Source organism: Cohnella thailandensis (assembly GCF_014212135.1).
Taxonomy (GTDB): Bacteria; Bacillota; Bacilli; order Paenibacillales; family Paenibacillaceae; genus Cohnella; species Cohnella thailandensis.
The window spans coordinates 399762-413500 of sequence record NZ_JACJVQ010000017.1; the positions used below are offsets into that span (position 1 = coordinate 399762).

A 13739-nucleotide genomic window follows, 5' to 3' on the forward strand; every position below is an offset into this window, starting at 1 on the left:
CCTTTTTTTAGAGATCACAGCCTGCCGTACAGCACGTCGCAGAACGCCTTCGCGTACTCGGGAAGATCCGGCGGCCTGCGGGCGGAGATCAGATTGCCGTCGATGACGACGGCCTCGTCGCGCCATTCCGCTCCCGCGTTCTCCATGTCGTCCCGGATGCCGGGCGTCGAGGTTACCTTGCGTCCGCTCAGGATCTTCGCGGAGACGAGCACCCATCCGGCATGGCAGATCTGCCCGATCGGCTTGCCGGCTTCGTTCATGCGGCGAACGAACTCCTGAACGCGGACGTCGCGCCGGATCTTGTCGGGAGCCCAGCCTCCCGGAACGAGAAGCCCGTCGAAAGCGGACTCGTCCAATTCCGCGTATGAAATATCGGCTACCGCGGGCACTCCGTACTTGCCGATGTGCTTGCGTCCTTTTTCCGGACCGGCGTAGACGACCTCGGCCCCTTCTTCGCGAGCGCGGTAAACGGGGTACCATAGCTCCAAATCCTCGAATTCATCGTCCACCAGGCAGACGACTCGCTTCGTTTGTCCCATCGCAGCTCCTCCTTTTCCTCCACACGGCCTTCTGCGGCCTATCCCATTTTACCAAAACATCCGGCCGGGCAACACCGCGAGCGCAAGTAAATCCTTGTGTGCGCTTAGAGGCGATTCCATAATTTACAGTCGCTTCTAAAGAAGGAATCGGCGGCGGGGGAGTCGAATACAATGGTCGAAGCGGCGCCGACTGTCGGCGTCTTCGCGTCTTCCATTTCTGTTGATTGAGGAGAGAGCCCAGTTGCACAAACGTTGTTCTTGCGGTCATTCCATGAAGTTGATACTGCGCACCGTGATTTACGTCCACAAGGTCAGCATCGCCAATGTCCCCGTCTACTCCTGCGATCGCTGCTCTCGCAACGAAGTGTTCCCGGGCGTGAAGCAGGATCTGGGGGAGCTCGTCGGACGAATGGGAGCGAAGCCGGAGCCTCAGACGATCGCTTTCGAAGAGAAACACGAATGGGCCGGCGTCCTGAAGGACATGATCGCTCGGGAGCAGCCGCTTCAGGCGGAATCGGTAGCGCGGAGGCTGGAAGAAAGAACGAACGAGCTTCTGGACCTGCTGCTCGTGGCCGATTCCCTGAAAGACGAAACCTGGAAAACGGAGTTAAGAAGCCGTTTGTCTCAGCTTAGCGCACAATACATATCGTGAAATGACGAAACGGGGCGAATGCCCCGTTATTTCTTTTGCGCTTCGTTCTTATTTCTGCTACCATGAAAATAAAGAAAACATTTTCATGGAGGCGAAGACCTTGGCTGCTATTACGCAATTAACCAGCATCGAGCAATGGAAGGCAGCTCTCGATCGGTCCCGTTCCAAGCCGGTGCTTATCTTTAAGCACAGCACGCAGTGCCCGGTAAGCGCGGGAGCGCACGAGGAACTGATGAACTTCGTCGCGGACGCGGAGCAAGGTCCCGTCGATTTCGCGATCGTTCACGTGATCGAGGATCGTCCCGTCAGCAACGACATCGCGGAGGCGCTAGGCGTGACCCACAAGTCGCCGCAAGCGATTCTGGTGAAGGACGGCCGGCCCGTTTGGGATGAATCCCATTGGAGAATTACGTACGATTTCTTGAGCGAGCGTCTCAAAGAAGCCTGAAGGACCCCGTTCGGCGCTCTAAATCGGACTTAACGTCGATATTTCGGTTCTAAAGCGCTCTAAACGTTGCGGAATCAACAGATTTGTCGTATCATTACCTTATTATCCCATGGACAAGCCGGGCAATGGTTGTTCATAGCATTGGAGCGAGTAACGTGACGGTAACCATATATGATGTGGCTCGCGAAGCCGGCGTGTCGATGGCAACGGTATCCCGTGTCGTCAACAACAACCCGAACGTGAAGCCTCAAACGCGGAAGAAAGTATTCGAAGCCATTGAGCGATTAGGGTACCGGCCGAATGCCGTAGCGCGCGGCCTGGCCAGCAAGAAGACGACGACGGTAGGCGTCGTGATTCCCGATATCTCCAACGCCATTTTCGCGGAAGTGGCCAGAGGGATCGAAGATATCGCCAACATGTACCATTACAATATTATTCTTTGCAACGCGGACAAGCGCAAGGATAAGGAGATTCGCGTCATCAACACGCTTCTCGAGAAGCAAGTGGACGGGCTCCTGTTCATGGGCGGCGCGGTGACCGACGAGCACATTCAAGCGTTCAATACGTCGAATGTACCGATCGTTCTGTGCGCGACCACCGACGAGAAGGGCACGATTCCATCCGTCGACATCGACCATGAATCCGCCGCCTACGACGCGGTGAAGCGGTTGCTCGGCGAAGGCCATCGCCGGATCGCCATGATCAGCGGCACGCTTCAAGACCCTGCTAACGGCTATGCCCGTTACCAAGGCTACAAGCGGGCGCTGGAGCAAGCCGGGCTGACGGTCGACGAAGATCTCGTTCGCATCGGCAATTACAAGTACGAATCCGGGATGGAAGCGGCCCAGCACTTCATCGGGCTGCCGGAACGCCCGACGGCCGTCTTCGCGGCGAACGACGAGATGGCGATCGGCGCCATCCACGCGATTCAGGATGCGGGTCTCAAGGTTCCGAGCGACATCTCGGTCATCTCCGTAGACAACATTCGAATGGCTTCGATGGTGCGTCCGCAGCTGACGACCGTCGCTCAGCCGATGTACGACATCGGAGCGGTGGCCATGCGTTTGCTGACGAAGCTGATGAAGAAGGAAGCCGTGGAGAATGCCCGAGTCGTTCTCCCGCACGAGTTGATCGTTCGTCAATCCGTCGCATCGGTTTAACGATCGGACAACCCAACCATAGTCGAAGGATGCCCTGCGCGAGGCCAGACGGCCTGCGTCTGGGCATTTTCTTCCCTTTAGAGGAGGAATAAGCATGATTGGCATCATCGGCGCCATGCAGGAAGAGATCGACCTGCTGCACGCTCAAATGAACGACCGGGTCGAGATGAACCGATCCGGCATCGTCTTCTATTCGGGTTCCTTGAACGAGAAGCCCGTCGTCCTGTGCAAATCCGGCGTGGGCAAAGTCAACGCGGCCGCGTACACGCAAGTATTGATCGACCGGTTCAACGTGAACCAGGTAATCTTCACCGGGGTGGCGGGAGCGGTCGATCCCGATCTGAACATCGGGGATATCGTCATCTCCTCCAGCAGCCTGCAGCATGACGTGGACGTTACCGCGCTAGGATTCGCCCGGGGGGTCATTCCGTTCCAGGAGACCTCGGAATGGAAGGCGGACGAGAAGCTCGTCGCCGCCGCGAAACAAGCGGGAGAGAATACGCTGCCGGGAAGGGTGAAGCTGGGCAAGGTGCTCTCCGGCGACCAATTCATCGCGGATCGCGAGCAGGTGAAGGAGCTGTACGAGACGTTCGGCGGCGCCTGCACCGAGATGGAAGGGGCGGCCGTCGCGCAGGTGTGCGCGATGAACAACGTTCCCTTCGTCATCATCCGCTCGATGTCGGACAAGGCGGACGGCTCGGCATCCGTCAACTTCGCGGAATTCACGGTCGAAGCGTCCAATCATTCGTACAGGATCGTCAACGAGATGCTGAAGCTATTGTAAGCGGGCTGCCCCGCTTATTCGACGCAACGGCCGACTCCGAAGCTCCCCTTCGAAGTCGGCCGTTAGCCGTATCCTAAATCTATCCCAAGTGCTGGAGAGCGATCTCCAGCACTTCCTTGTTCTTGGCCGTAATCTCGCTTCGCCTAGGCATCGGAGCCCACGAAGCGTTGTCGTCCAGCCAGTTGCCCGGCAGCTCGGAAGGCCGGCGAGGAGAGGCGAGCTTCGGCCAATCGCCGGGCAGCGGTCCTCCCGAGGCGCTGGCATCGATCGTCCGGAGCAAGGGATGATCGGTCATCTCGAGCCAGAGCAGCGCCCATGCCCTGGGAACGACCTGCCAATGCTCGTAGCCTCCTCCTCCGAGAGCGATCCAACGGCCTTCCGTATATTCATGCGCCAAGCGGTGGATTCGCTTCGGAATCTCGCGATAGATGTTCATGCTGCAATGAATATGGGAGAGAGGATCGAGGGCGTGGGCGTCGCAGCCGTGCTGGCTGACGATGACGTCCGGCTTGAACGATCTCATTATGCGCTCCAGCGACTCCGAGAAACAGGCCAGCCACGACTCGTCCTCCGTATAAGGCTCGAGAGGGACGTTCAGGCAGGCGCCGTAGCCGGAATTCGCCCCGCGCTCGTTGGCGAAGCCGGTTCCGGGGAATAGATACTTGCCCGTTTCGTGAATCGAGAAGGTGAAGACGTCCAGATCGGTATAGAAGCACCACTGGACGCCGTCTCCGTGATGGACGTCGGTATCGATGTAGAGCACTTTGGCCCCGTAGCGCCGGTTCATCCAGCGGATCGCCGCCGCCGCGTCGTTGTAGACGCAGAAGCCGGAAGCACGGTCGGGAAAAGCATGGTGCAGTCCTCCGCCGAGATGAAGGGCGTGCAGGGACCGGCCGGACATGACGGCCTCGGCGGCCGCCAGGGAGCCTTGAACGACCGCGGCGGACGCTTCATGCATTCCGGGGAAGCAAGGCGTGTCGCCGTCCGCCTCGAGGCCGTAACGGGCCGCCTGGTCGACGGCTTCCCGGGAGGGGGCTTCTTTGCTTAACTCCTGTACGATCTGCAGGTAATCGGAACGGTGTACGGCTTCCAGTTCCTCCATCGGAATGGCGTCGCTTGGCTTCAGCAGATGGCGCTCGCTCAGCGCGCCGATCGCTTCGAGCAGCTCTTCGGTCAGGCGAAGCCGGATCGGATGGAAAGGATGGTCCTCATCGAAGCGGTAACGCTTCGAATTGGAGCAATCGATCCACAGCGCCTCGGATGCGGGTAATGTCAACGCGATCTCTTCCTTTCGGTACAATCGTTCAGTACATGAAGCGCTGCCTGAACCGGACCTTGTCAAACTTCTCCGCGGAGGCAAGCGGGACGTCGGGACCGATGCGTACCATCAGGCAGTTGGCGGGGTGCGCGCAGATCTCGGGATCGTCCGTCGCGAACCAGACCATTCCTACGGTTTTCATCAGGTTCTCCATCATCTCCCGATATTGCCAGACGGACAGGCCGCTGTTCTCCAAATCCCAATGCCAATAATATTCGGTCGTGTACACGATGACGTTGTCGAGCTGGCCCTCTTCGAAGGCCGTTGCCAGCAGAGCTTTGCTAATGCCTTGGCCCCGATATTCGTCGGCGACCTCGATCGCTCCCAGCTCGACGAGATCGTCCATGCCGCCTTCGGACCAGCGTTCGAGCTCGTCCGGGTAATGAAAGGTCACGTAGCCGACGACGGTGTCGCCATCCACGGCCGCGATAATTCGGCCTTCCGGCAGCTCCGAGATCTCGATCAGCGCCGCGTGCTGCTCCTTCGGCCTCCGGAAAGCGTCCAGGGCGTCGTGAAGGCGATAATTGCGCAGAGTCTCGGGAGGAATGGGACCTTCGATCGCGAGCGGACCGTTCTTGCCTTGGCGGACATGCCGATGATAGCGCTTTATATGCTCCATGGCGATCGCTCCTTTTGTTAGATGTCATTATACACCATGGAAGAGGCGAGAGGGAGAAGGATTCGGTTAGTTGGGTGAAAAAGCTAGCATTCTCGCGGATTTTGCCCCCTGCCGTCCAATAATCTCCTGGTTCACGGTGTTCCGAAACGAGATCCCTGTGATATAATGACGTAGTCAAGCAATTCATGTTAACTTGTAAGCGTATACTTATTTAACAATTCTGGCTACTGAATGGGATGGTGAAGGTCATGACATTGCAGCATGAGGAGAAACTTGCGGTTACGGTTGCGACTTCCAATATGGGGTCTTACGAGGAAGCGGTACGCAATTTCAAATGGGAAGACGTGGAAGCGAACTTCTCCTGGTCTCAGACCGGCAAGGTCAACATGGCCTACGAGGCGATCGACCGCCACGTGGAGAACGGCAAAGGCGATCGGATCGCGCTTCATTACAGCGACAGCCAGCGCGAGGAGAGCTACACGTACGCGCAGATGGCCGAAGCGTCCAATCGGTTCGCTAACGTTCTTCGCAAGCTCGGCGTGGGCAAAGGCGACCGCATCTTTATTTTCATGGCCCGTTCGCCGGAGCTCTACTTCGGATTGCTAGGCGCTCTTAAAGTAGGAGCCGTAGTGGGGCCGTTGTTCGAAGCTTTCATGGAGACCGCCGTCCGGGATCGTTTGCAGGATAGCGGAGCGGTCGCGATCCTGACTTCCGCGGCCCTGCTGCCGCGCATTCAGCGGGCGGAGCTGCCGGAGCTGAAGCACTTGATCGTGTTCGGCGACGACGTGAAGGAAGAGGACGGCATCGTCGACTTCAAGAAGGCGATGGCCGAGGCTTCGAACGAGGCGGCCATCGAATGGCTGAATCGCGAGGATGGCTTGATCCTCCATTATACTTCCGGCTCCACGGGCAAGCCCAAGGGGGTTTACCACGTTCAGAACGCCATGATCCAACATTATTATACGGGCCGCGTGGTACTGGATCTGAGAGAAGGCGACGTGTACTGGTGCACGGCCGATCCGGGCTGGGTAACGGGAACGTCCTATGGGATATTCGCGCCGTGGCTTAACGGGGTGACCAATGTCGTGCGAGGCGGACGCTTCAGCCCGCAAGACTGGTACGCGACCCTGCAGAAGTACAAGGTTACGGTTTGGTACAGCGCTCCGACGGCGTTCCGGATGCTGATGGGCGCCGGGGACGACGCGGTGAAGCCGTTCGATCTGTCCAGCGTCCGGCACGTGCTGAGCGTAGGAGAACCGCTGAACCCGGAAGTCGTGCGTTGGGGGATGAAGGTATACGGCCAGCGCATCCACGATACGTGGTGGATGACCGAGACCGGCGGCCAGCTGATTTGCAACTACCCGGGCATGGAGATCAAGCCGGGTTCGATGGGACGCCCCGTGCCGGGCATCGAGGCTTCCATCATCGACGATCAAGGCAACGAGCTGCCTCCGTTCCGAATGGGTAACCTGGCCGTAAAGACGCCTTGGCCTTCGATGATGCGCAAGATCTGGAACAACCCGGCCAAGTACGAAGAATACTTCCGCATCCCGGGCTGGTATGTCTCCGGCGATTCGGCTTACAAGGACGAAGAGGGCTATTTCTGGTTCCAAGGCCGCATCGACGACGTCATCAATACGTCCGGCGAGCGCGTCGGTCCGTTCGAGGTCGAGAGCAAGCTTGTCGAGCACCCGGCAGTAGCGGAGGCGGGCGTCATCGGCAAGCCGGATCCGCTTCGCGGCGAGATCATCAAGGCGTTCATCTCCCTGCGCGAAGGCTTCGAGCCGTCGGATGAGCTCAAGGCGGACATCTCCAAGTTCGTGAAGGAAGGGCTGTCCGCTCACGCGGCGCCGCGCGAGATCGAATTCCGCGACAAGCTGCCGAAGACGCGCAGCGGCAAGATCATGCGGCGCGTGCTCAAGGCTTGGGAGCTTAATCTCCCGACGGGAGACTTGTCCACGATCGAGGATTAAGTAAAAGGGCGGAGCCGAGGTTATCTTGGCTCCGCCCTTCTCATGGCAATAGAAGAGGCTGATCCGCCGGTCTATCGCGTTTGTCGCGAACCGGCGGATCAGCCTCTTCTTCGATATCGATGTTATTGAACCGCCACGGCTGCGGAAGGATCGGAGGTGCCCGTGCTATTGACGGCCGTTATCCGATACCAGCCGCCCGGGGAGAGCGTCATGTACTCGAAATGAGTTTGCGCGGTCGATCCGAGCAGCTTGTAGCGGCCGTTCTCGGTTCCCGTATACCAGATCTCATACTTCGTTACGTTCTCGCCGGCCGGATTGGACGACCAATCCAGCGTAATGCCGAGGTCCGTCTTCTGCGCCTGGATGCCGGACGGGGCGGTAGGAGCGGCTGCCGTGCCGTCCGGAGTGGTTCCCTGATTCTCTCCGGACGTCCCTTCGCCTGTCCCCGTTCCCGTTCCCGTTCCGCTGTCGGTTCCGTCTCCCGGGAACGGGAAGCTCGGATCCGGCGTTGCCCCGCCGTCGGAGCCGGTCGACACGACCGCGCTGCGAGGGGACTCCTTGCCCGCGACGTCGACGGCCGTCACGTAATAATCGTAGGTGTTGCTGGCGGAGATGTAATTGACGAACTTCGCTTCGTCGCCCGCGAATACCGAGACTTCTACCTTCTGGAAGGACCCCCCGTTCACCGAACGGTATAGCCGGTAGCCGGCCACGTCGGCTTGGGCGCTCGGGCTGAAGGTGATGCGGACCTTGCCGCCGTCCAGCGTCTCCGCGACGACGTTGCCCGGCGCCGACGGAATCGCTCCGTCCTCGACGCGCGGATCGATCTTGGACGGCGCGCTGTTCTTGGCGTCCTGCGGCAGATAGTACGAGAGCGACTTGCGCTTGTCGGCTGCTACGCTGCCGAGAGCCTGCTGGATATCTTCCATCAGCTTATCCAGGGGAGCCTCGCGCTTCACCATCACGGATTCCCGCAGCAGATCTTCCGGCGTGCCGTCTTGCGGCAAGTAATTGACTCCGTTAAACGTAATATACTTGACCTTCACGAGAGAGTCGTCCTGCTCCTTCGGGACGTACTTCTTGTTGAAGATGTCCGTCGTCAGCTTGCCGGCTTGCCGGGTCAGATCGGTCGGCAGCTTGCCGCTGACGCTCGATACGGTCATCGACACGATTCCGTCCGGCTTCTCGAACTTCTCGGTCGGGAACAGCTCCGGCTTCTCCTCCGTGACGGCGTTCATGACCTTGGCCCAGATCTGCTTCGCCCGGTTGCGGCCGTCTCCGGACAGCGTGTTGGTCGGCTTCTCGTAGCCGGCCCATACGCCGAGCGTAATGTCCGGGGTATACCCTTCGAACCAAACGTCGGAATAGTTCGACGTGGTGCCCGTCTTGCCGACGATCGGAATCTTGCCGTAGTTCTTGAACGCGGATTTGACCGAAGTCGCCGTTCCTTCCGTCACGACGGTTCTCAGCATGTCGGTCATCAGGTAAGCGGATTGCTCGCTGACGACGCGCTTCGGAGCCGCTTCGTGCTTGAAGACGATGTTATTGTCGGCGTCCCGGATCTCTTCGATCATATACGAGTCGTTGAAGACGCCCTTATTGGCGATAGCGCCGTATGCGTTCGTCAGCTCTTCGACGCTCGTACCGTAAGTCAGGCCGCCGATAACGCCCGTCTGAGCCTGATTGTCTTCCTCCACCAGGGTGGTAATCCCAAGCTGGCGAGCGAAGTTCCATGCTTCGCTGATCGTGACCTTGTCCAGGAAGATCTTGAGCGCCGGAAGGTTCAGCGACTTGTTCAAAGCCGTTCTGGCCGTGACGAGGCCGGCGTATTTCTCGTTCGAGTTCTTCGGAATATGCTTGCTCGTTCCGCCGTTGTTCAGGATCATCGGGGAGTCGTCCAGCACGGAGGCCGGCTGGATCAGCCCTTTCTCGATGGCGGGCAGGTAAGCGGCGATCGGCTTCATCGCCGAACCCGGCTGCCTCTCCATCTGCGTCGCGAAGTTCATCTGTTCGATATGGAAGTCGCGTCCTTCGATCATCCCGAGAATAGCTCCGGTCTTATGGTCGATCATGACGGAAGCGATCTGCTCCACGCCCTTGGTGGCATGGTCGGGAGAGAAATTGTCCGGGTTCTCCGCGATATCGTGCATCAGATCGTAAATCTTCTTGTCGATGGTCGTCGTGACCTTATAGCCGCCGCGAAGCAGCTGCGCGCGGGCGTCCTCCACGAGAGCGCTGTTCTCCTTCTTGTCGAGGTCCGCTTCCGTCAGGTTAGGATTCTGCTTAAGCACGAGCAGCCGGGCCGCTTGCCTCTCCGCTTCGAGCATGAGATACGGGTACGTGTTGTATGCCTTCTGCGTAGGCTTGGCGAGAGAAGAATAGACGTCGAACTTCGATGCTTCGTCGTACTCCGCCTGAGTGATGTTGCCGTACTCCAGCATCTTCTCCAGTACCAGCTTCTGCCGGTTCATCGCCCGGTTGAAGTTGGCCTCGTTGAATTCGCCTTTGCTCGTAAAGGCGGAATAAGCGTTCGGACGCTGAGGCAGTCCGGCTAGATAGGCGGCTTGAGCGAGATTAAGCTGATCCAGCTCCAAGCCGAAAATCCCCTTGGCGGCGGACTTGATTCCGTACAGGTTATATCCGGAAGAGCCGTTGCCGTAATTGATCTTATTCAGATAAGCGGTAATGATCTGCTCCTTGGACAGGTACTGCTCCAGCCTTAAGGCGAGGAAGATCTCCTTCGCTTTCCGGCTCGTCGTCTTGTCGAGGGTCAGGAACACCTGGCGCGCCAGCTGCTGGGTAAGCGTACTGCCGCCCGTCTGCACGTCCTCGTTCAGTACCTGCTGCTTGACGGCTCTTATCAAGCCGTTCGCGTCAACGCCCGGATGCGAGAAAAAATTGCGGTCCTCGATCGAGGTGACGGCGTTGATCACCGTTTCGGGTATCTCGTTGAACGTGACGGGGCGGCGATCCTCTTCCGTCCGCAGCTGCCCGATCAGCGTGTTGTCCCGGAAATACACGAATCCGGTAATGGAATTCTCGTTTATTTTCTCTTCGATTAAACTTTGCGGGCGTACCGGATCGTCCTTGACCAGTGCCGCGATGTATCCTCCCGCCGCGCCTGCCGCCACCAGTCCCGTCAGCAAGCCGAACAGCAGCAGCCAAAGGATGGTATAGATGAAGAGTCGCGCGGCGAGCCACCATGCGGAGCCGTAGCTCTTAGGCGGCTTGGGAGTTGGATTAGATTCGCTCATATGAGGCCTCCTTCACAAACAGAACCATTATAGCATATTTGCCAAATGTTTGACTCGCCCGAATCCGGCGGGACGGCGGCGGAGTGAGTCCTTGGTCTTATAAAAATATCCTAAAATCTAGGGGATAAAGAAACTTCATCCTACAACTAACCGTATTAATATATTGAGACGTCGGTTCATGCCGGAAAGTTGCTCACGAGGGGGGATGCCTATGGATGCGTTATTTTGGTGCTGTTTGCTGTTCGGGGCGCTTATGGCGCTCGTTACTCTGATTTTCGGCGATGGCTTGGGAGATGCGGCCGGCGGTCTTTTCTCCATCGATCTTCACGACGTCTTCCAACCGGTCGTCCTGTCCGGAGGCATTACCGTCTTCGGAGGAATGGGCCTGCTGCTTCACCGGTATTCCGAGCTGCCCGGCTACGGGATTTACCTCCTGTCCGTCATGGGCGCCGCGCTGATCGGGATGGGAATGTATTTCGTCTACGTCAGGCCGATGAGGAACAGCGAGAACTCCACCGGATACTCCATGAACGAGCTGACCGGCATGCTGGCGGAAGTGTTGACGCCGGTGCCCGCGACGGGGTTTGGGGAAGTCCTGGTGAAGGCGGGGGTCGGTTACTCCAATCATGTGGCGGCGAGCTTCGACAAGGTGGACGTTCCGGCGGGAACGAAAGTCGTCGTGGTCGAAGTGAAGGAAGGGACGCTGTACGTCTCGAGAATGGATTGAAGCTGCGAAATTATTATTCCTAATGAAGAGAGGCTGGGTGGTCGTTTGAACAACATTCCGGAGTATTTGTACATACCCATCGGGGTCGTCGCCGTCTTGCTCGTGCTCGGACTCGCTTTCTGGGCCCGTTACAAGACCGTCTCGCCGGACGAAGCGATGATCGTGACGGGTTCGTTCCTGGGGAGCAAGAACGTAGCGATCGACGACACCGGACGGAAAATAAAGATCGTACGGGGCGGAGGCGCGTTTATTCTGCCGATCTTCCAGCAAGCGCAGAATCTGTCGCTGCTCTCCCACAAGCTTGACGTCACGACGCCGGAAGTGTACACGGAGCAAGGCGTTCCCGTCCTGACGGACGCGGTCGCCATCATCAAGATCGGCGGATCCGTCGAAGACGTCGCCACGGCGGCGGAGCAGTTCCTCGGCAAACCGACCGAAGCGCTTAAGAGCGAAGCTCAGGAAGTGCTGGAAGGACACCTGCGCGCGATTCTGGGAACGATGACGGTGGAGGAAGTATATCGGAATCGAGACAAGTTCGCCCAAGAGGTTCAGGGCGTCGCCGCCAGGGACTTGAAGAAGATGGGCCTCTTGATCGTCTCCTTCACGATCAAGGACGTCCGGGATAAGCACGGCTATCTCGAAGCGCTGGGCAAGCCGCGGATCGCCGCGGTGAAGAGAGACGCGGACATCGCCGAAGCCCAGGCGATTCGGGATTCGCGGATCCAGAAGGCTCTCGCGGAGGAAGAAGGCCAGAAGGCGGAGCTTCTGCGCGATACGAACATCGCGGAAGCGACGAAGGCGAAGGAGCTGAAGGTCGCATCCTTCAAGAAGGAACAGGATATGGCGAAGGCGGAAGCCGATCAGTCCTATTCCATACAGGAAGCCCGTTCCAAGCAAAGCGTCGTCGAGGAGCAGATGAAGGTCGAACTCGTCCGCAAGGAACGCGAGATCGACCTGGAGGCGAAGGAGATTCTTCGCCGGGAGAAGCAATACGACGCCGAGGTCAAGAAGAAGGCGGACGCGGACCGCTACGCCGTCGAACAGGCGGCGGAAGCCGACCGGGTGAAGAAGATGCGCGAGGCGGACGCGCTGCAGTATAAGATCGAAGCGGAAGCCAAGGCCGTCGCGGAGCAGAAGCGGCTCGAGGGCCTCGCGATCGCGGACGCGGAGCGGGCGAAGGGTACCGCCGAAGCGGAAGTCATCCGGCTGCGGGGACTTGCGGAAGCGGAAGCGAAGGAGAAGCTGGCGGAAGCGTTCGAGAGCTTCGGGGAAGCGGCCGTTCTCGATATCATCGCGAAGATGCTGCCGGAGCTCGCGGGCAAGGTCGCAGAACCGATCTCGTCGATCGACAAGCTGACCGTCGTCGATACGGGACACGGCGAAGGCGCCGCGCGCGTCAGCAACTACGTCACCTCGCTGATGGCGACGGCTCCCGAGATGCTGAAGAATGTCTCCGGCATCGACTTGAACAAGCTTGTTCAAGGGCTGACAAGGCGTTCGCAGCCCGTCCTGGGCGGCGACAAGCAGCCGGTCGCGCAGCTTCCGGCGGATCCGGCGAAGCCGACGCCGGCCGAATAACGATTCGAATAACAAAACACCGGATCGCCGAAAGGCGAATCCGGTGTTCTTCGTTACGGTGCGATTAGCGGCTGTAGAATTCGACGATTTGTTGCTCTTCGATTTCTTGGGACAGCTCGTCGCGGCCAGGAAGGCGGATGTACTTGCCTTCTTGCGTCGTAGCGTTGTAGTCCAGGTAAGCCGGAATGTGGTGACGAGCTTCCGAAGCTTCCTTGATAGCCTTCAGACCGCGGCTGCGCTCGCGCAGGCCGATGACGTCGCCTACTTGAACCGTGTAGGAAGCGATGTCGACCTTGTGGCCGTTGACCGTCACGTGGCCGTGGGAGACCAATTGACGAGCGCCCGGACGGGAGTTCGCCCAGCCGAGACGGTACACGAGGTTGTCAAGACGGCTTTCCAGAAGGAACATGAAGTTCTCGCCGGACTTACCCTTGAGCTTGGATGCGCGGTCGAACAAGTTGCGGAATTGCTTCTCGTTCAGGCCGTACATGTGGCGAAGCTTTTGCTTCTCGAGAAGCTGTTGGCCGTAGCCGCTGACTTTGCGGCGTTGGTTAGCGCCGTGTTGTCCCGGAGGGAACGGACGCTTCAGATCTTTACCGTTGCCGGAAAGGGAAATTCCGAGACGACGGCTGAGTTTAAACTTGGGTCCTGTATAACGTGCCATGAGTGTGCAAACTCCTTTTTCAA

The 13739-nt window shown here is 58.7% G+C and carries 12 protein-coding genes; 7 read left to right on the forward strand and 5 right to left on the reverse strand.

Features of this window, described 5'->3' with window-relative positions; translation table 11 throughout:
- Positions 1-14: 14 nt before the first annotated feature.
- Positions 15-539 (reverse strand): type 1 glutamine amidotransferase domain-containing protein, encoded by a 525-nt coding sequence (locus H7B67_RS20045; protein WP_185121623.1) that lies wholly within the window; start codon positions 537-539, stop codon positions 15-17.
- A gap of 271 nt (positions 540-810) precedes the next feature.
- On the opposite strand from H7B67_RS20045, the gene H7B67_RS20050 reads away from it, so the two are divergent.
- From H7B67_RS20050 to H7B67_RS20065, 4 genes are all read left to right on the forward strand, one after another.
- Positions 811-1191: a hypothetical protein gene (locus tag H7B67_RS20050; RefSeq protein ID WP_245363449.1), complete on the forward strand. Its 381-nt coding sequence runs from the start codon at positions 811-813 to the stop codon at positions 1189-1191.
- Between the two features lie 100 nt (positions 1192-1291).
- Positions 1292-1639: a bacillithiol system redox-active protein YtxJ gene (ytxJ, locus tag H7B67_RS20055; protein ID WP_185121625.1), complete on the forward strand. Its 348-nt coding sequence runs from the start codon at positions 1292-1294 to the stop codon at positions 1637-1639.
- 155 nt (positions 1640-1794) lie between these two features.
- Positions 1795-2799, forward strand: coding sequence for a catabolite control protein A (ccpA, locus tag H7B67_RS20060; protein ID WP_185121626.1), 1005 nt, complete (start codon positions 1795-1797; stop codon positions 2797-2799).
- Positions 2800-2893: 94 nt separating this feature from the next.
- Complete coding sequence (locus H7B67_RS20065) at positions 2894-3583, forward strand: 5'-methylthioadenosine/adenosylhomocysteine nucleosidase (RefSeq protein WP_185121627.1); 690 nt, start codon at positions 2894-2896, stop codon at positions 3581-3583.
- 79 nt (positions 3584-3662) lie between these two features.
- Here H7B67_RS20065 and H7B67_RS20070 read toward each other — a convergent pair whose 3' ends face one another.
- Both H7B67_RS20070 and H7B67_RS20075 read right to left on the reverse strand, forming a co-directional pair.
- Positions 3663-4859, reverse strand: a complete 1197-nt coding sequence (locus H7B67_RS20070) for an acetoin utilization protein AcuC (RefSeq protein ID WP_185121628.1) — start codon at positions 4857-4859, stop codon at positions 3663-3665.
- A gap of 28 nt (positions 4860-4887) precedes the next feature.
- On the reverse strand, positions 4888-5520 hold the full coding sequence (locus H7B67_RS20075; protein ID WP_185121629.1) for a GNAT family N-acetyltransferase: 633 nt from the start codon (positions 5518-5520) through the stop codon (positions 4888-4890).
- A 248-nt stretch (positions 5521-5768) separates the two neighbouring features.
- On the opposite strand from H7B67_RS20075, the gene acsA reads away from it, so the two are divergent.
- On the forward strand, positions 5769-7493 hold the full coding sequence (acsA, locus tag H7B67_RS20080; RefSeq protein WP_185121630.1) for an acetate--CoA ligase: 1725 nt from the start codon (positions 5769-5771) through the stop codon (positions 7491-7493).
- A 122-nt stretch (positions 7494-7615) separates the two neighbouring features.
- On the opposite strand, the gene H7B67_RS20085 is transcribed toward acsA, so the two are convergent.
- On the reverse strand, positions 7616-10747 hold the full coding sequence (locus tag H7B67_RS20085; protein ID WP_185121631.1) for a penicillin-binding protein 1A: 3132 nt from the start codon (positions 10745-10747) through the stop codon (positions 7616-7618).
- 211 nt (positions 10748-10958) lie between these two features.
- Here H7B67_RS20085 and H7B67_RS20090 point away from each other — a divergent pair, with 211 nt between their 5' ends.
- A complete protein-coding gene (locus H7B67_RS20090; RefSeq protein ID WP_185121632.1) occupies positions 10959-11474 on the forward strand; it encodes an NfeD family membrane protein in 516 nt (171 codons plus the stop codon).
- A gap of 54 nt (positions 11475-11528) precedes the next feature.
- Entirely contained in the window at positions 11529-13052 is a 1524-nt protein-coding gene (gene floT, locus H7B67_RS20095; protein ID WP_185121683.1) for a flotillin lipid rafts scaffold protein FloT, read from the forward strand.
- A gap of 64 nt (positions 13053-13116) precedes the next feature.
- On the opposite strand, the gene rpsD is transcribed toward floT, so the two are convergent.
- On the reverse strand, positions 13117-13716 hold the full coding sequence (gene rpsD, locus H7B67_RS20100) for a 30S ribosomal protein S4 (RefSeq protein WP_185121633.1): 600 nt from the start codon (positions 13714-13716) through the stop codon (positions 13117-13119).
- Between the last annotated feature and the right edge of the window lie 23 nt (positions 13717-13739).